Source organism: Psychrobacter sp. GP33, from assembly GCF_014119005.1.
Lineage (GTDB): Bacteria > Pseudomonadota > Gammaproteobacteria > Pseudomonadales > Moraxellaceae > Psychrobacter.
Window position 1 is genome coordinate 223,602 of record NZ_JACGYX010000001.1, and the last position, 24,592, is coordinate 248,193.

The 24,592-nt window shown below is 40.9% G+C and carries 21 protein-coding genes and 1 tRNA gene; 15 read left to right on the forward strand and 7 right to left on the reverse strand.

Annotated features, from left to right (window positions below; translation table 11 throughout):
* Positions 1-453: 453 nt before the first annotated feature.
* Complete coding sequence (locus H2245_RS00985; protein ID WP_182405156.1) at positions 454-1,506, forward strand: porin; 1,053 nt, start codon at positions 454-456, stop codon at positions 1,504-1,506.
* Between the two features lie 315 nt (positions 1,507-1,821).
* Here the strand turns inward: H2245_RS00985 and H2245_RS00990 are convergent, their stop codons facing one another.
* Entirely contained in the window at positions 1,822-1,968 is a 147-nt protein-coding gene (locus H2245_RS00990; RefSeq protein ID WP_182405157.1) for a hypothetical protein, read from the reverse strand.
* Between H2245_RS00990 and H2245_RS00995 the strand changes: the two genes are divergently transcribed.
* From H2245_RS00995 to H2245_RS01040, 10 genes are all read left to right on the forward strand, one after another.
* On the forward strand, positions 1,967-3,142 hold the full coding sequence (locus H2245_RS00995) for a porin (RefSeq protein WP_182405158.1): 1,176 nt from the start codon (positions 1,967-1,969) through the stop codon (positions 3,140-3,142). The genes H2245_RS00990 and H2245_RS00995 overlap by 2 nt on opposite strands.
* Before the next feature lie 208 nt (positions 3,143-3,350).
* Complete coding sequence (locus tag H2245_RS01000) at positions 3,351-4,985, forward strand: CTP synthase (RefSeq protein ID WP_182405159.1); 1,635 nt, start codon at positions 3,351-3,353, stop codon at positions 4,983-4,985.
* A gap of 230 nt (positions 4,986-5,215) precedes the next feature.
* The gene (kdsA, locus tag H2245_RS01005) at positions 5,216-6,094 is read left to right on the forward strand and encodes a 3-deoxy-8-phosphooctulonate synthase (RefSeq protein WP_182405160.1); all 879 of its coding nucleotides are present in this window, start codon (positions 5,216-5,218) and stop codon (positions 6,092-6,094) included.
* Positions 6,095-6,142: 48 nt separating this feature from the next.
* Complete coding sequence (locus tag H2245_RS01010) at positions 6,143-6,397, forward strand: hypothetical protein (protein ID WP_182405161.1); 255 nt, start codon at positions 6,143-6,145, stop codon at positions 6,395-6,397.
* 52 nt (positions 6,398-6,449) lie between these two features.
* Entirely contained in the window at positions 6,450-6,674 is a 225-nt protein-coding gene (locus tag H2245_RS01015; RefSeq protein WP_182405162.1) for a heavy-metal-associated domain-containing protein, read from the forward strand.
* Between the two features lie 296 nt (positions 6,675-6,970).
* The gene (locus tag H2245_RS01020) at positions 6,971-9,325 is read left to right on the forward strand and encodes a cation-translocating P-type ATPase (RefSeq protein ID WP_182405163.1); all 2,355 of its coding nucleotides are present in this window, start codon (positions 6,971-6,973) and stop codon (positions 9,323-9,325) included.
* A 244-nt stretch (positions 9,326-9,569) separates the two neighbouring features.
* The gene (gene eno, locus H2245_RS01025; protein WP_182405164.1) at positions 9,570-10,886 is read left to right on the forward strand and encodes a phosphopyruvate hydratase; all 1,317 of its coding nucleotides are present in this window, start codon (positions 9,570-9,572) and stop codon (positions 10,884-10,886) included.
* A 233-nt stretch (positions 10,887-11,119) separates the two neighbouring features.
* On the forward strand, positions 11,120-11,425 hold the full coding sequence (locus H2245_RS01030) for a septum formation initiator family protein (RefSeq protein ID WP_182405165.1): 306 nt from the start codon (positions 11,120-11,122) through the stop codon (positions 11,423-11,425).
* 171 nt (positions 11,426-11,596) lie between these two features.
* Positions 11,597-12,322, forward strand: a complete 726-nt coding sequence (ispD, locus tag H2245_RS01035) for a 2-C-methyl-D-erythritol 4-phosphate cytidylyltransferase (RefSeq protein WP_182405166.1) — start codon at positions 11,597-11,599, stop codon at positions 12,320-12,322.
* Positions 12,323-12,669: 347 nt separating this feature from the next.
* Entirely contained in the window at positions 12,670-13,296 is a 627-nt protein-coding gene (locus H2245_RS01040) for a BLUF domain-containing protein (RefSeq protein ID WP_220464343.1), read from the forward strand.
* A 210-nt stretch (positions 13,297-13,506) separates the two neighbouring features.
* Here H2245_RS01040 and H2245_RS01045 read toward each other — a convergent pair.
* The 4 genes from H2245_RS01045 to pyrC all read right to left on the reverse strand — a co-directional run bounded on the left by H2245_RS01045 (position 13,507) and on the right by pyrC (position 15,955).
* Positions 13,507-13,582 (reverse strand) — tRNA-Glu (locus H2245_RS01045).
* Positions 13,583-13,658: 76 nt separating this feature from the next.
* Positions 13,659-13,856, reverse strand: coding sequence for a hypothetical protein (locus H2245_RS01050; RefSeq protein WP_182405167.1), 198 nt, complete (start codon positions 13,854-13,856; stop codon positions 13,659-13,661).
* Between the two features lie 141 nt (positions 13,857-13,997).
* Positions 13,998-14,663, reverse strand: coding sequence for a ribonuclease T (gene rnt / locus H2245_RS01055; RefSeq protein WP_182405658.1), 666 nt, complete (start codon positions 14,661-14,663; stop codon positions 13,998-14,000).
* A 221-nt stretch (positions 14,664-14,884) separates the two neighbouring features.
* Positions 14,885-15,955: a dihydroorotase gene (gene pyrC / locus H2245_RS01060; protein ID WP_182405168.1), complete on the reverse strand. Its 1,071-nt coding sequence runs from the start codon at positions 15,953-15,955 to the stop codon at positions 14,885-14,887.
* A 328-nt stretch (positions 15,956-16,283) separates the two neighbouring features.
* Here pyrC and H2245_RS01065 point away from each other — a divergent pair, with 328 nt between their 5' ends.
* The 3 genes from H2245_RS01065 (at position 16,284) to H2245_RS01075 (ending at position 19,140) form a co-directional block, all read left to right on the forward strand.
* A complete protein-coding gene (locus tag H2245_RS01065) occupies positions 16,284-17,522 on the forward strand; it encodes an argininosuccinate synthase (RefSeq protein ID WP_182405169.1) in 1,239 nt (412 codons plus the stop codon).
* Between the two features lie 206 nt (positions 17,523-17,728).
* Entirely contained in the window at positions 17,729-18,262 is a 534-nt protein-coding gene (locus H2245_RS01070) for a L,D-transpeptidase (RefSeq protein ID WP_259365025.1), read from the forward strand.
* Positions 18,263-18,519: 257 nt separating this feature from the next.
* A complete protein-coding gene (locus tag H2245_RS01075) occupies positions 18,520-19,140 on the forward strand; it encodes a nitroreductase family protein (protein WP_182405170.1) in 621 nt (206 codons plus the stop codon).
* A 91-nt stretch (positions 19,141-19,231) separates the two neighbouring features.
* Here H2245_RS01075 and H2245_RS01080 read toward each other — a convergent pair whose 3' ends face one another.
* On the reverse strand, positions 19,232-20,728 hold the full coding sequence (locus tag H2245_RS01080; RefSeq protein WP_182405171.1) for a CYTH and CHAD domain-containing protein: 1,497 nt from the start codon (positions 20,726-20,728) through the stop codon (positions 19,232-19,234).
* Between the two features lie 247 nt (positions 20,729-20,975).
* Positions 20,976-22,562 carry an isocitrate lyase gene (locus tag H2245_RS01085; protein WP_062535504.1) on the reverse strand — a complete coding sequence of 529 codons (1,587 nt, stop codon included), beginning with the start codon at positions 22,560-22,562 and terminating at the stop codon, positions 20,976-20,978.
* A gap of 935 nt (positions 22,563-23,497) precedes the next feature.
* On the opposite strand from H2245_RS01085, the gene H2245_RS01090 reads away from it, so the two are divergent.
* Complete coding sequence (locus H2245_RS01090) at positions 23,498-24,496, forward strand: LysR family transcriptional regulator (protein ID WP_182405172.1); 999 nt, start codon at positions 23,498-23,500, stop codon at positions 24,494-24,496.
* Positions 24,497-24,592: the final 96 nt, after the last annotated feature.

Genomic DNA, 24,592 nt, shown 5'->3' on the forward strand with positions numbered 1-24,592 from the left:
AATCGTTATTCTGAAATGACTGTAAAACCACTATTCGCTTCGGCGAGTAGTGGTGTTTTTTTGAGCTTTTATTTGCGCATTCTCTGCTTTTGCAGGCAGGTTTTAACAAGATAATAGTGCAGTTTTTAACACAGACATGACGCTGCAAATCTAAAAAAGTGTTGCAAATTATGTCAAAGTTGTTATCCTAGTAGTTGAAGTATGAGTTTGGTAACGGATGTTACAATCTAGAACGTTAAAGACTTACCTTTACATAATAGTTACATTTTTAGTAGGCATTATGTACGTTAAAGTTTTTTTCATCGGATGGTAATAGCACTTCGCCACACTTGTTGCTGACCGAACTCGGTAGCCAGTTACATATTATATCTTTGAGGATTTGTGACGATACCATTATGGGCATTCGCTAATTAAAGCCCGTCTATTACTAACATTGTAAAGTGGAGATATCCCATGAAAAAATTACTTCTAGCTACAGCAGTTGCTGCTCTATCTGTATCTGCAGCCAATGCAGCACCAACGTTCTATGGTAAAGCTTTTGTAGCTGCTGACTATATTAACGCTGAATTTGATGGCCCTGATGGTAACATGTACGATGAAAGTACAGTAGAGATCAACTCTCATTCTTCACGCTTAGGCCTTAAAGGCTCTGAAGCTATGACAGCTAACACTGATGTCATCTATCAGTTAGAGTATGGTACAAGTATCACTGGTGATAACGCTACTTTCACTAACCGTGATACATTCCTTGGTATAAATAACAAGCAGTTCGGTGAGTTCCGTGCTGGTAAAAACCAATCAACGCTAGCTCGTATCGACAACGTTGTTGTGAACGAAGGTTACTGGGATAACCTAGGTCAAACTGTAAATGAGAAACAAACAATTGCAGCGTTAAACATGGCGGATAGTAATCGTCTTCCAAGCTCAATCATTTGGACTGCACCAAAGTACAATGGTTTGCCATTACAATTGTCTGCAATGTACAGCTCTAATGATGTAGATGGCGATAACTCTGATGACTCAGGTTTCGGTGTTGCCATGTTGTTTGATCAAGGTACTGGCTACACAGCTGGTCTAGCTTATGATAAAGATCAAAATATCGATGGTGATATCATCCGTGGTACCGCTACTGTAGATCTAGGCAAATACATAGCAGCGCCTGTAAATTTAGGTGCCTTATATCAAGTAGCTGACTATAATCAGGGTTCTTCTAAAGAAAAAGGTTTGGTGGTTAGTGCTCAGATGGCTCTAGCAAACTTTGCCCGTCCAGCATCTGTATATGCACAATACAACAAAACTGACAATCTAAATGGTCTTAATAACGCTGATTCAAATCAGATCGTTGTTGGCGGCAAATACTTCTATAAAGACAACATCATTGCTCATGCCTATGCTGGTCTAAACAAAGCTGACAATGTACAGTACAATCCAGCCGAACTTACAGTTTCACCACGAGGTGACGCTGAAGTATTAGTAGTTGGTACTGGTCTAGAATACAAATTTTAATATTTATATAAGAAGATATTAAGATTTGACTAAAAAAGCTCATCCTCCGGGGTGAGTTTTTTTATTACTCATATTCACCTCTAATAACTCATATCCTATGCGATAGATAATGAAGATAACATAGGTAAAAACTAGACTTCTTAAAAGTCTAAAAACATGACTTCTCAGTAAAGATTCATCTTTATTGTGTGCCAACGTTTTTAAAATATTACCAAAATTGTTATACTTGTTACTAAAGTATTAGTTTGGTGCTCGTGTTTACTAATATGGTGCATTGGTAATCTTTTAGCAAAACATCAACATTTCATCTAGACGTCATAATGAATTGTCACACTGATACTTATCCAAACCGATAAAGCGCTTATTATAATCAGCGACTACGTCGTGCATGATAGGCGTACCTTTAGAGTCTGCTCCTGAAGTTAGCTCCTTACTAAAATCGTAAAATTGAGACATACCCATGAAAAAACTAATATTGACCTCAGCCATTGCGGCTTTAACCATATCAGCTGCGCACGCTAAGCCAGAGTTTTATGGTAAAGTTTTTGCTACTGCTGACTATATTAATTCTGAAGCAGATGTGAAAAACCGACTTGCTGCCGATGAGCGAGTTGAAGCGTTGAATGATTATGATGAAAATGCGGTAGAGATTAACTCGCATTCCTCACGCTTAGGACTTAAAGGGTCTGAAGCAGTGACTGACAATACGGACATTATTTATAAGCTCGAGTATGGCTTTAGTGTTGATGGTGATAAAAGTGATTTTAAAAGTCGAGACACCTATATTGGGGTTGCCAATAAAAAATTAGGCGAATTCCGTGTGGGTCGTAACTCAACAGTGCTCGATAATGTGAATAACGTCACGTTGACTGAGGGCTACTGGGACAATTTAGGTGACGGTAAGCTTAAAAGTGAGAAAGAACTTCGCGCGCTCAATATGTTGGATGATTCACGTCAAAATAGTTCTATTGTATGGATTGCGCCTAAGTATAAGGAGTTACCACTAGAGCTGGCCTTACAGTATGCTGCTGACGAAAATTTTGAAGACTCTAACAATGGCTTTGGTGCGTCATTGATGTTTGATCAAGGCACTGGTTTTACAGCGGGTCTTGCTTATAGCAAAGATATGGATATTAATGGTGATATTAACCTGCTAAATACAACAGATCCAAAGAAAAAAAATAAAGTAGATTACGGTGGTGATGTTATCCGTGCTACCGCTACTGCTGATTTGAGTAAATACATTGCTGCACCGATCACAATGGGTGTCATGTATCAGCAGGCGGATTATGACTTTACTGGTTCTACTAAAGAGAAAGGTCTAGTAGTCAGTGGTGAAATGGGTCTCACGAATTTTGCGAAGCCAGCGTCTGTTTATATGCAGTACAACAAAACCGATAATCTAAACGGCTTTAATGATTCGAATTCAGATCAAATTGTTTTAGGTGGCAAATACAAGTTTAAGAAAAACATCATTGGTCATGCCTATGTTGGTCAGAATTCAGCGGATTATGTAGCAGTTGGCAAAGTAAACAAAATCAATGATAAAGGTAACGAGAAACTTGAACGTTACGACATCATTCGCTCCGATATTAATGTGTTTGCAGTCGGTGGTGGTTTAGAATATAAATTCTAATTTGCCACTAAACTTGTTAATTTGTTAGAATATCGTGATAAAAACTCATCCTTCGGGGTGAGTTTTTTACGATTACCTTTTAAATGTTTGGTAAGACAGCTTAGGTAAATACTAAAACCTAAGAGTTTGAAAGAGTTTGTGCTTTTGCCCTATATTTTGTGGCGTATTTTTAGTAAAATCCTTCTTTACCAATTACCGATAGAGTGCTATGACCAAGTTTATATTTGTGACCGGTGGGGTAGTGTCCTCACTAGGAAAAGGTATTACTGCCGCTTCTCTTGCTGCAATCCTTGAAGCCCGTGGTGTGAGCGTGACCATGACCAAAATGGATCCGTATATCAACGTCGATCCGGGTACGATGAGTCCATTTCAGCACGGTGAAGTATTCGTCACTGAGGATGGCGCGGAGACGGATTTAGATTTGGGCTATTACGAGCGCTTTTTGCGCCACTCAAAAATGAGTAAGAGTAATAACTTCACCAGTGGTCGCATTTATCAAAACGTGCTGAATAAAGAGCGCCGCGGTGAATATTTGGGCGGTACGGTGCAGGTTATTCCGCATATTACTGATGAGATTAAAAGCAAGATTATTGCTAGTGGCGTGGGTTACGATGTTGCTATCATTGAAATTGGCGGTACGGTTGGCGATATTGAGTCACTACCCTTTATGGAAGCAGTACGCCAAATGCAAGTAGAGCTGGGCCGCAATCGTGCCATGCTGATGCATTTAACTCTTGTTCCTTATATTGCCAGTGCGGGTGAGACCAAAACCAAGCCAACTCAGCATTCGGTGAAAGAGTTGCGCTCTATTGGTCTGCAACCAGATATCTTGATTTGTCGATCTGAGCATGAAATATCGCTGGATAATCGCCGTAAAATCTCGCTATTTACCAACGTTGAAGAACGTGCGGTCATCATGTGCGAAGATGCGAAAAGTATTTATCAGATTCCACGCACACTGTATGAGCAAGATTTGGATGATTTGATTTGTGAGCGTTTTGGACTTGATGTACCTGAAGCAGATTTAAGTGATTGGGATAAAGTGGTCGAAGCCCAGCTTAATCCAGAATCTACGGTAACTGTAGCGATGGTCGGTAAATACGTTGAGTTGCCGGATGCTTATAAATCGATTAATGAAGCTCTGCTCCATGCTGGTATTACTCACAAAGCGGCGGTTAAGATTGATTATATCGATGCTGAGCGTTTAGAAGATGATGATAGCTTGCTTGCACGCTTGAATGATGCCGATGCTATCTTAGTTCCCGGTGGTTTCGGTGAGCGCGGCACGATGGGTAAAATGAAAGCCATCACTTATGCGCGTGAGAATAAAGTTCCGTATTTAGGCATCTGTCTGGGTATGCAGTTAGCCGTTATTGAGTATGCGCGTAATGTGCTTAACATTGATGCCAATTCATCTGAATTTGATCGTAAAACCGCTGAGCCGATTATTGGTCTGATTACCGAATGGTTAGATGAGCGTGGTGAATTGCAAATCCGTAGTGATGATTCAGATTTAGGTGGCACCATGCGTCTGGGCGCACAGCAAGCAGAATTGGTTGCCGGTAGCAAACTTGCGCAGATTTATGGCGCGACCAATATTACTGAGCGTCATCGCCATCGTTATGAGATGAATAATCGCTATATTGAACCATTAGAACAAGCAGGCATGACCATCTCAGGTTATTCAGCCAAGCAACATTTAGTGGAAGCGGTCGAGTTGGCTGACCATCCTTGGTTTGTTGCGGTTCAGTTCCATCCGGAATTCACCAGCTCGCCACGTGGCGGTCATCCATTGTTTAATAGCTTTGTTAAAGCGGCAAAAAACTACAGTGCCAGCAGATAATATTGAGCTATTGACTGCTATCAACTAGATACAGCAAGCATAATAAAAAGACCAATCTTCGGATTGGTCTTTTTTTAATTAAAATTTACCCTAGATAGTTTTAATTATATAAATACTCGTTTTTGATTACTTGCTGTTTATGGCTAATTACGTTCCTGCACTTCTTTTTAGGCTGCTATCAGTTACAATATACGGAAGACAATTGATAACAATAAAGAGGGCAGTGTTTTATGGATAATTTAATTACCGCGCAGTCGCATATTGAACTACATACGCCTAATAATGAGCGTGCTATCAATATTGGTAATGACCAACCTTTTGTATTGTTTGGCGGTATGAATGTCTTAGAATCAAAAGAGTTGGCGTTTGAGATTGCTGAGCAATATATTGATATTTGCCAACGTTTAGGTATTGGCTATGTATTTAAAGCCAGCTTTGATAAAGCCAATCGTTCAAGCTTGACCTCGTTTCGCGGTCCTGGTTTAGAGCAAGGTATTGATTGGCTTGGGCAAATTAAAGAAAAATATCAAGTGCCGATTATTACGGACGTTCATGAACCGTATCAAGCAGCACCAGTTGCCGAAGTTGCTGATATTATTCAGCTGCCTGCATTTTTGTCTAGACAGACAGATTTGGTGGAAGCAATGGCGAAGACGGGCGCGATTATTAATATTAAGAAGGCGCAATTTTTAGCACCTCATGAGATGCGCCATATCATGAATAAATGCCTTGAAGCCGGTAATGACAAGCTTATCTTATGCGAGCGTGGCAGTGCCTTTGGTTATAATAATCTGGTCGTTGATATGTTGGGCTTTGATACCATGAAGCAGATGAATGTGCCAGTCTTCTTTGATGTGACGCACAGTCTGCAGCAACCTGGCGCACGTAGTGACAGCGCTGGCGGTCGTCGTGAGCAGATTACCACTCTTGCACGTGCGGGTATGGCAACAGGTTTAGCGGGACTATTTTTAGAGGCGCATCCCAGTCCTGAAACTGCAAAATGCGATGGACCTTGTGCGCTACGCATGAGCCAGTTAGAACCCTTTTTGCAACAGATAAAGCAGATTGATGACTTGGTAAAAGGTTTTGATGTGTTAGATACGCAATAAAAGTTAAAGCAGAAATTTATACATTAATACCCATAAAAGGAGACTAGGATGGCAATTCAATTGGCACAAGTCAGTATTGATAATATCGATGATGTTGAGGGACTAGAGAGCATTATGACGGCGCTCAAAAACATCACAGGGGTAAGCGCGATTGAGTTGGACCCTGCGAATAATATCGCGACTGTATGCTATGAAGATACCGATACTAGCATTCATGCGCTGACAGCAGCGATTAGCATGGTGGATTATGTGACTCAACCATTTCCAATCGATTCTCCACAGAACCCTCATTATCAGGGCTAAATAACAACTGACTATTAATAACCAATCATTAACTGACTATAAGGAGCTTATAATGGCAGAGCAAATGCGAGTACTTAACATTGATGGTATGACTTGCGGAGGCTGTGTTGCCAGTATTTATAGCGCAACTGCTGATATTGATGGATTACTGACCATGAGTATTGAACTGACAGATAATCAAGCGACTATCAGCTATGATGACAGTAAAACCGATGCTGAAACCATCGCTGCGGCAATTGAAGATGCTGGCTTTGATGTCACCATCGCTCAAGCGTAATTCGTATGCACATTAAAAAACCAGCTGCTTTAGCTGGTTTTTTAATATTTTATTTTGCTAAAAAATTACCGTGATAACACGTCACTTCACAAGTGTTTATCCGCTATGAGATAGGTTTTTACTATAAGATGTCTCGTTTTAAATAAGATTGACTTAAAAAGATTAGGTTTACTTGAAAAAAGAGGCTTTAACCTAATCTTGACAGATAATTGATGTATTTTTTCATAGCGCCGCGCAGTGTACCGCACCTCTCTATGTGTTTTTATTTTTTGACTTTGCTATAACGAGTTTTATTTATGAATGATTCCAGCCGCACTGACAGTGACCAAATCAGAGATCAGCCTTATGCCGTAGAGACGGATATTCAAGCGCAGACGCAATTGCAACCGCAGCGTGCGCATTTACAATTGGCGATTGAGGGTATGACGTGTCAGGCGTGTGCATCGAGAATCGAGAAAGTGTTGCATAAAAAGCCTGCTGTGTATGAGGCGAGCGTTAACTTCGCTGGCGAGACAGCGAACATTGATTATGACCCAACCCAAACCACGGCAGACGAGATTACCGCGTGGGTAAATAAAACTGGCTTTGTGGCAAATATGCAGGCAGCGGACGAGTTGTTTGCGCAAAATAATGAAGCGTCGGGTAAAAATTTGCCTTGGCGATTGATTGCCATATGGATATGTTTGCTGCCATTTTTAGTAGGCATGGCAGGTATGCTGACAGGTTTTGGCATGGCGTGGATGCCGCCCGTGTGGATACAGTTTGTTTTAGCAACGATCGTTCAGTTTGGCTTGGCATTACCCTTTTACAAAAGCGCGTGGGCATCTGTAAAAGGTGGTTTGGCTAATATGGATGTGCTGGTCGTCCTTGGCACAGTGACCATTTGGGCATATTCAACCTATATTTGGCTGACGCATGGCGACAGTAGTATGGGAAATATATTGCAGGACGCTGCGAATCATGGACCTGAGGTTTATTTTGAAGCTGGGGTGATGGTCATTGCCTTTGTACGTACCGGTAAATATTTAGAAGAACGCACCAAAAAACACAGCTTGAACAGTATCGATTTACTATTGTCTTTAACACCGGATAAGGTTGAGCAGCAGCAGCCAAATGGTGACTTTCATAATGTGGCGCTGACCGATGTGCAAGTGGGTGATATTTTGCGCGCTAAGCAGGGTAGCCGCGTTGCCACAGATGGTATTGTCATTGATGGTTCGGGCTACTGTATAGAAAGTCATCTGACAGGGGAATCTATACCGCTAAAAAAAGAAGAGGGTAGTGAGCTGCTGGCAGGTGCCTTGGTTGATAATGGCAGCTTGTTATACCGGGTTCGTGCCAAAGGTCGGGACACCAAGCTTGGAGATATGGTGCAAGCACTTAGTGACGCCCAAGGATCTAAAGCCAATTTGGCGCGACTTGCTGATAAAGTTACGGCGATATTTGTGCCCGTAGTTGTGACGATTGCCTTAATAACTTTTGCATTAACGTGGTGGCTCACAGGCATGGTAGATACTGCGTTAATGCATGCGGTGTCTGTATTGGTTATTGCTTGCCCATGCGCGCTTGGCTTAGCCACACCGGCAGCGATTATGGCAGGTATGGGCGTGGCAGCTCGGCACGGCGTTTGGTTTAAAGATGCGCAAAGTTTAGAGGCAGCGGGCGATATCGATACCGTGGTATTGGACAAAACAGGTACCCTTACTATTGGTAAACCGACCATCGTTGGTCAGGTAATGGTAGACAGTTCAATAGCGGTGAATGAGGTGCTACAGCTGGCTGCGAGTGTCGAGGTACATGCCAGTCATCCTTTAGCGACCGCATTGGTGCAGGCAGCAAGATATCGTAAGTTATCGTTATTACCCGTCACGGATATCAACGTTATTCAGGGCGCTGGGATTCAAGCAACTATTGACGGTCTTGGAGTCGTAAAAGTTGGCTCAGCAGAATTTGCTAATTTGACGTTACCAAAATTAATGCCTAAAGTCTGGAAGGTTGCCAGTACTGTGGCTGTGAGCATTAACGATGAGCCGTTAGGCGCATTCGCGTTAGCCGATGACCTAAAAGCCGATACCCCACAAGCGATTGCCGCGCTACAAGACGCTGGCATGCATGTGATTTTGATGAGTGGTGATAAGCAATCAGTAGTTGATCATATCGCTGGGCAATTGGGTATTCAAGCCGCGTATGGCAGCATGAGCCCGCGTGATAAAGCGACTCGTATTGCCAAATTACAAACCGCAGGACATAAGGTAGCAATGGCAGGCGACGGCGTTAATGACGCCCCGGCAATGGCAACCGCGGATGCCAGTTTTGCCATGTTCGAAGGGACAGATATCGCTCAGCATAGTGCCTCAGCGCGCTTGATGGGCGAGTCACTTATGCATATCGATGCTGCACAAAAAATTGCTCAAGCTACGGTACGCAATATTAAACAAAATCTGTTTTTTGCCTTTATTTATAACTGTTTGGGTATTCCGTTGGCAGCGTTTGGTTTTTTAAATCCAATGATTGCAGCAGCGGCAATGGCGTTAAGCTCCATCTCTGTATTAATGAATGCGCTGCGCTTAACTCAATTTACTACTGCGGTTGAAGGTCATGATACTGAAGTGATGAACGAAGTAATGGCTGAATCTGATGCTCATAAATAAGTATCGATTGATAGCTGATTAAAGGCAGTATAGCTTAGATGAAGGTGGGCGATGTTTTAGTGAATTTATGCTATGATGCCAAACATTATCAGCAAGTATTCTAATAACCCAAAGTTTATTTATTATTGAGTTTAACATTATAATAAATAGGCAGTTTGGGTGGTGATTTGCTGATTAATTTTTTATGCTATTGACCCTTTTTTATCCCATAAACCTGGCATGACCAAAGGAATTAACAAACATCATGTACGCTGAAGAAACCACAAACGTCACTCAAATTAAAGACATTCGCGCCCGTGAAATTCTAGACTCGCGCGGCAACCCAACGATCGAAGCCGATGTTATCTTAGCTGACGGCACCATTGGGCGTGCAGTCGCTCCTAGTGGCGCGTCAACTGGCTCACGAGAAGCGCTTGAGTTACGTGACGGTGACCAAGCCCGTTATATGGGTAAAGGCGTCAAAAAAGCAGTTGCTAATGTGAATAGCGAAATTCGCACTGCATTGATGAACACTGATGTTACTGAACAGCAGCGTCTTGATGATGCCATGATTGCCCTTGACGGTACCGAAAATAAAGACAATCTTGGTGCTAATGCTATATTAGCAGTGTCACTTGCTGCTGCTAAAGCTGCATCAAAATCACAAGGTTTGCCACTGTATCAATACATCGCAGACTTGCGTAACCAGACGTCACTCACCATGCCTGTACCAATGATGAACATCATCAACGGTGGTGAGCATGCGGATAATACTGTTGATATCCAAGAGTTTATGATTGAACCGGTTGGCTTTAGCAGCTTTTCAGAAGCGCTTCGTGCTGGAACTGAGATTTTTCATAGCTTAAAATCAGTATTAAAATCACAAGGTCTTAATACTGCGGTCGGTGATGAAGGTGGCTTTGCCCCTAACTTACGCAGTAATGAAGAAGCCATTACCGTTATCATGCAAGCCATTGAACAAGTTGGCTACAAGGCTGGCGAAGACATTCATTTAGCCCTAGATTGCGCGGCTAGTGAATTCTATAAAGATGGCAAGTATGTATTGGCAGGTGAAGGCAACAAATCGTTTGATAGCCAAGGGTTTTCAGACTACCTAGTAGGTCTTGCCCGTCAATATCCGATTATCTCTATCGAAGACGGTCTTGATGAGTCAGATTGGGATGGTTGGGCATACTTAACCCAGCAGCTTGGCGATAAAGTACAGCTGGTTGGTGATGATTTGTTTGTGACTAATCCGGCTATTTTACAGCAAGGTATAGATAAGCATATTGCCAATGCTATTTTGATTAAATTTAACCAAATTGGCACACTTTCAGAAACGTTAGATGCTATCTATTTAGCGAAGAAGAATGGTTATGCAACGGTCATCTCACATCGTTCAGGTGAAACTGAAGATACGTTCATTGCTGATTTAGCAGTGGGCACGGCAGCTGGTCAAATTAAAACAGGTTCACTATGCCGCTCAGATCGCGTTGCAAAATATAATCAATTGCTCCGTATTGAGCAGCAAGTTCGCGCCAGCTATCGCGGACGTGAAGAGTTTATCGGTTTACGTGGTTAGGCGCCTTTATTAATCTGGTTTTATATTATCTTTAGTCATCGTGTAATAGTTATACGATGGCTTATGATGCGATTAATGGTAAGTTTTTGATAAACAGACAACTTTATAATATTATTTTCATCGTTAGAGAATAATATTATAAAGCTTATTTTTATACAAGTCGGGTGAGCTATAGTCTATAGTAGTGTCACCTTTTTTTATTCTCATTTTTTAGTGTGTGGCGTTATTGTGATATGAAATATTTTAGCCAGCTTATGTTACTTGCTTTAGCCGTAGTCGTGCTATTAGGATTGCAATACCAATATTGGTGGGGTGAGAACGGTCGTTTTGCGCACAATGAGTTGCTGGCTGAAATTGATACGCAGCAACGATTAAATGGCAGTCAGCTTTCTGAAAATGATTTACTGCGTACAGACGTGAATGATTTAAAAAATGGTCTAGAAGCGGTAGAAGAACATGCACGTTTAGATTTAGGGCTTATCAAACCGAATGAAACTTTTGTGCAAGTATCCACGGCTTCCAGTATACAAAGTCAGTAGTGTTAATTACTTATATTGAGTATTCATAATGTTCATTATTTAGCACTCGTTGTGTTTATCAACTTCTTTTTCATTATCATCTAACCCTCTTCTCTTGGTCATTTAAGCGATTCACTCCACTTACGCATGATTGTTTTTCTAATAACGGATACTTACTGTGAGTAATGACCTATGCGTATAAATACTTCTCCTAAAGTACATGCCATGATTGTTGCTGCAGGTCGTGGTAGCCGCTTTGGGGCGTCTATTGCTAAACAATACGTCACCCTACAAGGACAAACCCTTCTTCAGCATAGTGTGGCTAGATTGGCAGGCAGTCATTATATTGATAAGTGTGTATTGGTAATTGCCGAAGATGACAATACGGCGCAGACGCTAAATTTTGCTATGCCTATTTATTATGCTACAGGAGGCGCTGAACGTTGGCAGTCAGTGTTGGCAGGTTTAGAAGCCGTCATTACTGGAGGAGCAGAAGCTGATGATTTAGTGCTGATACATGATGCTGCACGTCCAGCAGTGCCTTATCAGGATATCGAAGCGGTGGTAGCGGCAGCAATGCTGGAACCCTATGGCGCGATTTTAGCGACGCCCGTTGCTGATACATTGAAGCTCTCTCAGCATAGCGCTAACCATAACGTAAATGATTTAGCTGACTATGTTGAACGAACTATTGATCGCAGTGATATGTGGCAAGCACAAACGCCGCAAGTCTTTCGTGTGAATGAATTACGTAAGGTCTTGTCCTATGTTATTACTCATCATATGCACATTACCGATGAAGCCAGCGCTTTTGAACATCTTAATCTTCCCATTCGTCTAGTGGCTGGTAGCCGTCAAAATATCAAACTCACTTACCCTGAGGATGCAACCATATTAACCGCCATTCTTAATATCTAATCTCAATTCTAAACTTAGTGCTTATATTAATGATAGATGTATAGCAATATTCGTCTACTGTTAATAAAAGATCGCTATATCAAATGTGTTTACCTGTGCCTCACCATAAATACAACGATATAAGATACATTTGTTGGTTTACAAAAATAATTGTTGTATTATCGTAATAATTTGCTAAGTTAACTGAACTAATCTATGATGTAACTAAGTTAATACAATAACTATAATTGATTGATACTGCGATAATATACATAGCTGGTCCACAAACGAGGCTAGCATGATGTTATTTTCCGAGAGTTAGCAAGCGACTTGTTCACTCAAGTTGGCATCGAATAAGGAGAGGCTGGTTGTCAACATTTACTGATACTGACATTACCAACTCAGAAGTGGTAGATGTTTACCAGTTCATCTATATAAGCCGAATCACTTCTACAGGCTTATCAGGCGCTAGTACGTTAAATGATATTGCCGAAACTTCAATTAAGAATAATACAATCAACAATATTACCGGCATACTTTGTTATGGCAACGGCTATTTTTTTCAATATGTTGAAGGTACAGAACAAGCATTAACAAATTTAAAAAATCAGCTATTAATGGATGATCGACACAAAGATTTGCAGATGTTAGAGTTTTCAGAAATCAAAACGCGCCGTTTTGAGAACTGGTCGTTACGTTCAATTGTGCTTGAACAATGGCTATTTAAAGATCCCAATTTAAAAGCACTATTGCCATTAAAGCCTTATAGTTGGAATGCAGAAGACAGCAAAGTTTTCTTAGACTCGTTGCAACATTATTATGACAGTCAAGTCAAAGTAGAGGAGGTTGATATGCAACCTATTAAGTATAATGCGCTAGGTATTACACTATCTAAAGTTGTCGGTCAACATCAGGCATTCTTCTTAATTCAGACAGTGCTCGGTACGTTAATTGTGCTCGCCTTACTATGGTTTATGTTGGCAGATAAATTTTAGCAAAGCGGAACTAAGATTAACGACATTACTTATATATGCCAGAAAAAGTCAGCAAATTGCTGGCTTTTTGCATCTCTTCTTTCGTACTAAATAAGAATATGTAGTCAGAACCAACCGATTATATAAAACAATAGACCATAAAAAAACTCTCAAAACCTGAAAGGCTTTGAGAGTTTTAAAAAATATCATCAAAAATAATATTTTAATATATGGCGTCCCCACGGGGGTTCGAACCCCGGTTACCGCCGTGAAAGGGCAGTGTCCTAGGCCACTAGACGATGGGGACTAGTGATACTCCAGCTACTTTCACTGTTTACGCTGAAGTGGTGCACATAATAATAGGAAAGCTAAATACTGTCAAGCTATTTTCGAATATTTTTTGCAGTTAGGTATTTCTGCCGTCTTTTTGCCATTAAATATCTTTTTTTGATAGCACGACGCGGATGTAAGTCATTACTTTTTAAGTGATGGCGAATCCATAAAGAAGTACAAGCGCTAATAGTCAAAGCAAATAGCATATAACCAAAAATAGTGCCCCATAAAATATGATGCGGTTCCATAATAACGTCCTCCCTGACAATTGTCTTGCCGCAACAGAACTAACAAATATGATATAAATGACATTGAACTAAGCGAATTCTTTAAAATTTTAGAGCAACTTAATAATAAGTATAATTTAAAATAATAGAGCTATTGTTTAGTTATTGTTGTGAGCTGTCTGTATCGGTGATATCAGTGCTAGATGTGGCAACTTGTAAAGCGTTGGGTAACATCGGATAGTGATTGAGAATATGACAAAAAAGCTCCGCGGTTTTTTGTGTGTCATATAGTGCTGAGTGGGCATCATTCCCATCAAAGTCAAGCCCCGCAGCCTTGCAAGCGCGCGCAAGCACGGTTTGTCCAAAAGCCAAAGCAGATAAAGTCACGGTATCAAAAACAGAAAATTGATGAAATGGGTTATGATTTTTACTATTGGTACGCAGGACGGCAGCATTTAAAAAGTTTAAGTCAAAATGAGCATTGTGACCTATCAATACGCATTGACGGCAATCTTCTTCCTTACGTACTTCTTTTAGCCCTTTAAAAATTCGACGTAGTGCTATTTTTTCATCTTCGGCGATGGCTTTACGCATCGGATTATTGGGGTCAATGCCAGTAAAAGCTAGGGCACTTGGTTCTAAGTTTGCCCCTTCAAAAGGTTCAATATGAGCATTGAGTGCCTCTCCTGGATAGAAGATACCGTATTCGTTTAATAAAATAGGAATACAGGCAATCTCTAATAGGGCATCAGTATGCGCGTTAAATCCAGCAGTTTCGACGTCAACAACGACAGGCAGAAATTTGCGAAAGCGTTCTTTTAAAGCCATTGGTGCCAATGTTTCTGCCGCTGATTTTTCTTCATGAATATAAGCATTATTTGGCAAATGATCAGTAGCTGGGGAAGTATTATTTGAGGTGGTCATAACAAGTTAAATCGCTTATATCGGTTGAGCTGTATATTGAATAAATAATAGGCAAGTCTTACGTCATAAATAAACGCGATAATATAGACAATATGCTTATATTATCGCGCAGAGCAAAATACCTATTAGTCTTTAATAGACCAAGGTAAAGTTTCACCTGCCATAAGTGGCGTAAGGGTTGAGCCATTAAAGTAAGGATAATGTGTCGGTATTTGCATCGGAGTATTAATGAGGGTCACGGTATTGGTATTGACTGGCAGTCCATAAAACTCTGCGCCAAAACGACTAGTGAAGCCTTCTAGTTTATCAAGCTTGCCCACACTGTCAAAAGCTGTGGCATATAGCGGTAGGGCAGTCGCTGAACTATAGCAGCCAGCACACCCGCATGCTGCTTCTTTTTTATCTGTGGCATGTGGCGCAGAATCCGTACCTAAGAAGAACTTAGGGCTGCCACTAGTAGCGACAGCCAATAGCGCTTGCTGATGAGTGGCGCGCTTTAAAATGGGTAAGCAATACATATGCGGCTTGATACCACCCAATAGCATGTCATTGCGGTTGAGCATCATGTGCTGGGGAGTAATAGTAGCGCCTATTCGGTTGCCTTGTGCCAATACAAAGTCGGCGGCATCGCTGGTGGTGATATGTTCAAGAACAATTTTAAGGGTGGGGAAGCTCGCTATAATTTTTCCCAATACTTCATCTAAAAAGCGCTTTTCACGATCAAAAATATCAACATGAGCGTGAGTTACTTCACCATGCAGCAACAAAGGTAAATTATATTTTTCCATCGCTGCAAAAACGTCAGCACAAGCAAGAATGTCGGTTACGCCATCGGCTGAATTGGTGGTAGCGCCTGCAGGATATAACTTAACAGCTTGTACGATACCTGATTTCGCTGCGATTTCGATATCTTGAACCGAAGTATGGTCCGTCATATACAAGGTCATGCGCGGATCAAAGGTTGCTTTACGGGCAGCACTGATATCACTGGTGGCAAGCTGCTGCATGATACGCTCACGATAAGCGCGCGCGTCATCGGCATTTTTAACAGGCGGTACTAAATTTGGCATGCAGATAACGCGGTTAAAACTGGTCGCGGCATGTGGTACTGTGGTCGCTAAAGCGGCATCGTCACGTAAATGGATATGCCAGTCGTCTGGCTGGAGAAGGGTTAACTCTTTAATCGGCTGGGTCATAGGAATCACGATGCTCTAATAGGTAAAATAGTCAGATAAAAAGGCGAGATAAAGGGGTTATAAGGGTTTTATAATGATAGCATTTAGTCAGTAGTTATAATAACAGATTTGCCGGCTCGACTGAATATACGCATCGTGTCGGCTGTAAAGATAAGATAAACTGGCAATAAATACCCACATCATATCGTGCTTGCACTTTTGCCTATCCTAAATATGATGTACACTGAGTAGACACCCTACTTTTTGTCTGATTCTTACGAATTATGGCTTACTCGTATCATTTTTTTGCATTATTTCTATACTTACCAGCCTTTATTAGGAGTTTTTCATGGCTAAACTAGATCCAAAAAACATTAATAAAATTGTCTTGGCATATTCTGGTGGTTTGGACACGTCCATTATCGCCAAATGGCTTCAAGATACCTACGACGCTGAAGTGATTACCTTCACCGCTGATATCGGTCAGGGCGAAGAAGTTGAGCCAGCACGTGCTAAAGCGCAGGCAATGGGTATCAAAGATATCTATATTGAAGACTTACGTGAAGAGTTTGCGCGTGATTATGTGTTCCCAATGTTCCGTGCCAATGCCATTTATGAAGGCGAATATTTATTAGGTACCTCTATTGCGCGTCCTCTAATTGCCAAGCGTTTGGTTGAAATTGCTGCTGAGCATGGTGCTGATGCTATCAGCCATGGTGCAACTGGTAAAGGTAATGACCAAGTACGTTTTGAGCTTGGCGCTGTTGCCTTGTCGCCTGATGTGGTAACGATTGCCCCTTGGCGTGAGTGGGATTTATCGAGCCGTGAAAGCTTAATGCAATATGCTGAAGAACATAATATCGCCATTGATTATGCGGGTAGTAAGAAAAAATCACCGTATTCAATGGATGCTAATCTTTTACATATCTCTTATGAAGGCGGTATCCTAGAAGATCCGTATGCTGAAGCAGAAGATGATATGTGGCGTTGGTCGGTTAGCCCAGAAGAAGCGCCTGACGAAGCCCAATATCTAGAATTAGAATACGAAAAAGGCGATATCGTTGCGATTGATGGCGAAAAACTCAAGCCATTTGAAGTAATGATTAAGCTTAATGACATCGGTGGCAAACATGGCGTTGGTCGCTTAGACATCGTTGAAAATCGTTATGTTGGTATGAAGTCACGTGGTTGCTACGAGACGCCAGCAGGTACGATCATGCTTAAAGCGCATCGCGGTATCGAGTCATTAACCCTTGACCGTGAAGCGGCGCATCTAAAAGATGAGTTGATGCCACGCTATGCTAAGATTATCTATAACGGCTATTGGTTCAGTCCTGAGCGTCTGATGCTGCAAGCTTTGATCGATAAATCACAAGAATATGTTAATGGTACCGTTCGCATAAAATTATACAAAGGCGCGGTTAGCGTCGTTGGTCGTAAGTCAGACGATTCATTGTTTGATGAAAAAATAGCCACCTTTGAAGATGATGCTGGTGCGTATGATCAAAAAGATGCTGAAGGTTTCATTCGTCTAAATGGTCTACGTCTTGCTATTGAAGCAAGCCGTGGTCGTGATTTGTCTAAATAAGCTCTTATCAACTAGTTTAGGTAATTAGATTTAGACAGTTGGTTATAAATAAAGAACAGAGATGTGATGTCTCTGTTTTTTTTGGGTCAAAATTGCTATAAATGTATGATACTTTCTTTCACAAATGAAATTTTTTATAACTAAAATTGTTGCTACACTCATTATTATAAAGAGACTTAATAATAATTAAAAATGGATAATACTGAATGAAAAATAATGACGGTAAAAACAATATGAGACATGCTGCCTTACGCCTAATTATTAACATTGAAAAACAAAAGCTTAGCGTTTATCAGCAAAAGATAGAAGTTTGTCATTATGATATTTCTACCGCCAAAAATGGTATTGGTAGCCAGCAAAACAGTGGTTGTACACCGCTTGGCGCTCATATTATTGCGGAAAAAATTGGGGGTAGTCAGCCTATCAATGCCGTATTTTTGGGACGTGTGCCGACAGGGGAAATTTATAGCGCTGCTCTTGGTGCACAATATCCTGAGCGCGATTGGATATTAAGCCGGATATTATGGCTAGCAGGTTTAGAAGAGGGCAGCAATAAAGACAGTAACGAGCAAGGCAGCTGTGATACCTATCAGCGTTACATCTATATTCACGGTACACCCGATAATGAACCTATGGGTGTGCCACGCTCGCACGGCTGTATACGGATGCGCAATCAAGATATTATTGAGTTATTTGAGCACGTTAAAGAGGGCACACCTGTACATATTATAGCCAGCTAGAAGGGAATCATCGCAGCATAATGATATTGTAGGGCATGAAAAATAAGTTAAAAAAGGTAATATTACAATATCATTAATAAAAAATACTTAATAATATATAATATAAGTTAAGAATAACGTTAATATAAGAGTTGAGCTTAGGATAGATGTTTTTAATAAAAGTATTTATTTAGCTCTATATTTAACCCTTATATCTAATATTTAACTTAAAAGCTTACCCTGATGACAAATCAGCCTAATTAGCAAGGATAATAATAATGACCACAGAAAACTTAGTCAGTTTACAACAAGCCTTTGATACTCGTCGCACTATTTACGCTTTAGGTAATGAGCTACCCGTTATGCCACAAGCGATTGTTAATATTGCTGAGCGCGTATTACTACATACCCCGTCTGCTTTCAATTCGCAATCATCAAGATTGATAGTACTGTTTGGGAAACAGCATACTCAGCTTTGGGATATTACCGAAGCTAAATTGCGGCAAGAGGTAGGCAATGGAGACTTTTCGAGCAGTGAAAAAAAGATAGATAGCTTTCGTGCCGCAGCAGGAACGGTATTATTTTTCGAAGATAGTGACGTGGTTAAAGCGCTGCAAGATAAGTTTCCGCTTTATGCCCATCATTTCCCAACTTGGGCACAACAGACCTCAGCCATGCACCAGTATGCGCTTTGGACAGAGCTGCGCACGTTAGAAGTGGGTGCCAGTTTGCAACACTATAATCCTCTGATTGATAATGATGTGGCGACAGTATTCAAAGTTCCTGATAACTGGGTGCTGGTTGCCCAAATGCCCTTTGGTAATATTTTAGAGCCAGCCGGTAAGAAAACCTATCAGCCACTTAATGAGCGTATGCGTGTCCTTGGTCTAGAGAGCTAATCTTCAAAAAACAGTTATGAAACTTAAAAGTGATAAAAAGACAGCCTATATCAATGGCTGTCTTTTTTATAGAGATTTTTATTAAAAACTATCACCAAAATATCGGGCATTCTTGCAGACGATATAAATGCTTTTGCCAGCGTTGCTGTTGCTCTAGCAGCGTTGCAGCAAGCCACCCAGCGCCATATAATGCTGACGGAGTGGTAACTGATTTTTGTTTATAGCGCTGTTGGTAGTTGAATTGCTGTTGATATTTTTCAAGTGATTTTTGTGCTTTAACTAAACGCTTTATCCAGCGTTTGCTTGCCTTTTTTGGATATAAAGGGGCAGCAAACTCAGCAATATAGCGTAACTCAGTCAGTTGCCGATAGATATCGCTATTATTATCCTGCTCAACTTGCAATAAATTGGCCTGTTTTTTTGCTAAAATTTTAGATAACTTATCTATCGCAAGTTTATCGGCTTGCGGTTCAGAAGATAGATCACTCATCACAAATTCAATAAGTTCTAATAAAATCAATTGAAAATCATTTGCACACACTGCGTCATTGAGTTTGGTCTTAATAGGTTCAATCTCCGTGCTCCAATCAATGGACGGCGCCCCATGCTTTTGCAATATTGGCTCAATATTTGTGAGCACATAGGAGGTGCTGACGTACTCATAGATTGATGTTGTCGTCAGGTTGACAATACTTAGCCATTCATTATTTAACTGCTCCGAGAATTTACCAAAGGTTTGCAGTGCAGTGGATAAGCGGGTAAGACCATGAGCAAGTTGTATGGCATGGTGGATGTCGTTACTGCCATCGGCAATCGCACTGCTGTTCGGTAGTATTTGCAATAGACAGTTATGCACAACAGCGCGTATAAATTCAGGTAGGTTACTGTTTGTATTAGCCTGTAATAGAGTCAAATCTGCCTCAGCCGCTGGACTATAGGCTTGCTTATTAATTAGTAAGCCGCCACGCTCCGCTTTGGTAACGGTAGATAGGCACAGCTTATAGCGCTTACACCATACTTTAGCTGTCGCAAATAAAAACCCAAGCTCACCTGCTATTAGCTCAAACTCGATTTCTTGGATGGCTTGGCGCTGAGTATCATCGCTACCATGAATAATTGCTCCGTAATCATACGCCATCTCTATACTGCTAATATGCTCACCACTATCGTCTTCTAGTAATCGCGTCGTACGCTGCACGTCAGTAACATATTGCCGAGTTAAATTTTTCGCCAGTTTTTTTAGTTTAAAATCCATTAAGGCAGGGGCAATAGCCGTGTTCTTATAAAGTGTCAAATCAGGTAGCAAGTTATTATCAGCCAGCATTGCTTGCACATGGTCGGTATCAAGAACGGTATTGTGCTCCAAGCGCGCTGCTATACCATCGCCACCTGCTTTAATCGTCTGTACCCATGTTTCGCCCTCTTGGCGTATGCGTAATCCAATACCAGCCGCTGCCAGTTCCTGCTTTGGGGTATCAAAATAGTGCGCAGACATATGAATATCTTGGGAAGATTTTACTTTTGCTTGGCGCATCAAACCTTTTAAACGAGATTCTGGCACCAGAAACTTCAATTCAATTTCATGCATGATGGTGACCTTATTATTAGTAAATGTTGGCTCACAGCTATAGAGTGATGATACTCTCTAAAAAGTGATCACTATCTTTAATCTTAACACCCTATGTAGCTAATTAGAAAATGACAATGATGTAAATGCTTATATGTATGTACTATAAATAATTAAATGCTATAAAATAAACACCCATAAAAAAACCGCCCTACATAGTGTAGGGCGGTTTTTCTTTTTCTGTAAAATGTACTTTATAGAGTATGGCTTATTTGAACTGATCCATAGTGTTTTTACCACCACCAGCTTTCAGTGCGTTTTCACCTGAGAAGATCTCTTTATGATCATCACCGATGTCAGAACCAGCCATTGCTTGGTGCTTAACTGCTTCAACACCTGCACGGATTTCTTTACGTTGTACGCCAGCAACATAAGCAAGCATACCATCTTCACCGAAGTAGCCTTTAGACAATTCGTTCATCTCTAAAGCTGCAGTATGGTAAGTAGGTAGTGTGATTAGATGATGGAATACACCTGCTTCACGAGCAGCATCGCGTTGGAAGTTTTTCGCAAGCTCATCAGCAGCAGTGTTCAATTCTGTATCGTCGTAATCGCCGCTCATTAAGTTATCTTTGTTATAAGCAGAGATATCTTTACCTTCAGCTTCCCATGCAGCAATTACTTGCTTACGGAAGTTTAGCGTCCAGTTAAACGATGGGCTATTGTTATAGACCAATTTCGCTTGTGGTTGTTGCTCTTTAATACGATCAACCATCATTTTGATGTGTTCAACGTTAGGAGTAGGCGTTTCGATCCATAATAGATCAGCACCGTTTTCAAGAGCAGTTACACAGTCAAGCACAACGCGGTCAATGTTCGTTTCTTCACGGAACTGATACAGACCGTTTGGTAAACGCTTAGGACGAACCAATTTGCCGTCATGCTTAAGCAAGCTGTCGTTTTCGTTAGCAGTTTCTAGCGTAACTTCTTCCATTTCGATGAAATCGATATATTTAGAAGCTAAATCACCAGGCTCATTTGATACTGGGATTTTTTGCGTTAGTGATGCGCCTTCAGAGTCAGTACGAGCAACGATAACGCCGTCTTCAACACCAAGCTCTAAGAATGCATAACGGATAGCGTTAAGCTTTGAGATATAGTCTTCATGCGGTACAGTAACTTTACCCGCTTGGTGACCACATTGCTTAGCGTCAGATACTTGGTTTTCGATTTGTAGTGCACAAGCACCCGCTTCGATAAGTTTCTTAGCAAACAAGTAAGTCGCTTCTTCGTTACCAAAACCTGCATCGATATCAGCAATGATTGGCACAACATGCGACTCAAAGTTTTCAATTTTATCTTGAATAGCTTTAGTGTCTTGACCAGCTTCTTCAGCAGCGTTTAGCTCACGGAAGTAGTCATTTAATACTTTAGCATCAGCTTGACGTAAGAACGTGTAGATTTCTTCGATAAGATCAGATACTGCAGTTTTTTCATGCATAGATTGGTCAGGTAATGGACCAAATTCTGAACGAAGCGCAGCTACCATCCAACCTGATAAGTAGATGTATTTTTTAGAAGTCGTACCGAAGTGTTTTTTGTTCGCATACATAGTTTGCTGAGCGATAAAACCATGCCAAGCACCTAATGATTGCGTGTATTTAGAGGTGTCTTGATCGTATTCTGCCATGTCTTGGCGCATGATTTTTGCAGTATATTTTGCAATATCTAAACCAGTTTTAAAGCGGTTTTGTACCATCATACGTGCAGCATCAGTTTCGCTGATGTGTTCCCAGTTACCGTATTTTGCTTTTAATTCACGTACACGTTCGATTGCAGATGTATAAGTTGACATCTAGACTTCTCCTTGGTGGGGTATTAAAGATTAACGCACAAAAAATCAAGTATTAGAGAGATTATAACTATGTTGCACTGAAATTGCGGGGGATTGCGATTACATTGGTTATATCGAAACTTAATTGTTGCAAGTAGCACTAAGACTGTATTGAAGTTCAATCCATAAACTACAAGTAGCAATTGATCATAAATCTTAGCCGTACTTACCCTAAACAAACCGAATAAAAATTACAAGGGTTTTAAATGAGTAGAGTGCTAAAAATAGAAACATTTTGTGTCATTGATACTGACGCTACTTAAGATTTGATTGCTATTGACAAGCTTACAGAGGATCTAAAGATAACGAACGATAAATTTTTGATGCGCGTTGATAAGATAGTCACGAGCAGTGTGCCTACTTATCAGTAGATAATGATACAATAACCTATAACGTATTGAAAGGCTAATAATAAGCCTAATCAATATTATGAGCAGTCGGTCATTAAGCCCGTGCTCTTGTTTATCGCGGTACTATTATAACATAGAGATGGTGCAAATAGTTAGACGGTTATACTGATGGTTATGGACTACTTACCAGCCTTATTTACTCTATAAGTTTTATGTAATCGATGTAATATCTAGATGACATGCCAATGATTAGCCATAAAACATCATTACTTTGTTGCACTTATGATACGCACTATATCGGTGTTGTTAGAATTTATCTAATTTATGATGTTTATCTTTAGTATTTCAGTAGATTATAAGCCAATGAAAACAAGGCATGGCAAGAAAAATTAGAAGCTATAAAGAGAAACATATAATTATTAAAGTCTTAAAAAATATGATAATAAATAATATATATAGCCAGATTGTCAGCATTTATAGACAGTGGTGGTCGATAGAACCGTCAATATTGTAGTGGCGTTTATTTTTAGGTAAAGAGACATAGATATGAATTTGCAGCGGGTTGATTTGAATTTATTGGTACATTTAGATGTGCTGCTACGAGAAAAAAATGTCACACGCGCCGCTGAGCAATTGGGCATTACTCAGCCTGCCATGAGTAATATTTTGCGGCGCTTACGTAAGCTGTTTAACGACCCTTTATTGGTACGTTCATCAGAAGGGATGACACCGACGGAGCGCGCGCTTGAGTTGCAGCCACGTATTCGTGAAGTGCTCGCTGACCTGACGCAAGTGCTAGAACCGCGCACTGAGTTCCGTCCTTACAGCACGTCACGTGTGTTTCGGATTATGACCTCCGATTATGCTGAAGCGACGTTGGTTCCAAAGCTGGTTAAGGCATTGCGTTCTGAAGCTCCCAATGTCATTTTAGACTTTTTAACGCCTTCTGATGTGTCGTATCGAGATATGGAACAAGGACGCGTTGACTTGGCGATTAATCGTTTTAACGAGATTCCGCAAAGTTTTCATCAAGTTTTAGTCTGGCGTGATACATTTAGCTGTTTGCTATCGGCAGACAGCCCGTATGCCAACCGTTTTAATCTCAAAAATTATCTAAAAGGTCAACATGTTTGGGTATCAAAAACGGGTATGGGCGTTGGCTTTGGGGTTAATCCTGAGAAATCTGGCGGTTTAGGGTCGATCGATCAAGCACTACAGCGATTGGGACAAAAGCGGCAAATCAGCGTCTTTACGCGTCATTATCAGATGCCTGCGATGCTTGCTGCTAATAAAGATTTGATTGCGACATTGCCGACGCGAGTGGCGCGCATGCAGGCAACCAATGACAGTATTATTATGAAAGAGCCGCCGTTTTTTATTCCAGAGTTTGAGCTGACAATGGCATGGTCACCCTTGTTACAGCATCATCCAGCGCACCGTTGGTTACGCCAGCTGATTATGCATGTGGCGCGGCAAGTGGTGGCGGACGAAGAAGAACAAAAACAGCAGGAAAAAGAAATTCCAGTGAGTAATCAGTTTTTCTAATAGCTTGTTTATTCATTTAATTGCTTCAACAACAGAAGATAAAAAAGCCCAGTTTCGCGTATAGCAAGACTGGGCTTTTTTAATAAAGATAGCCAA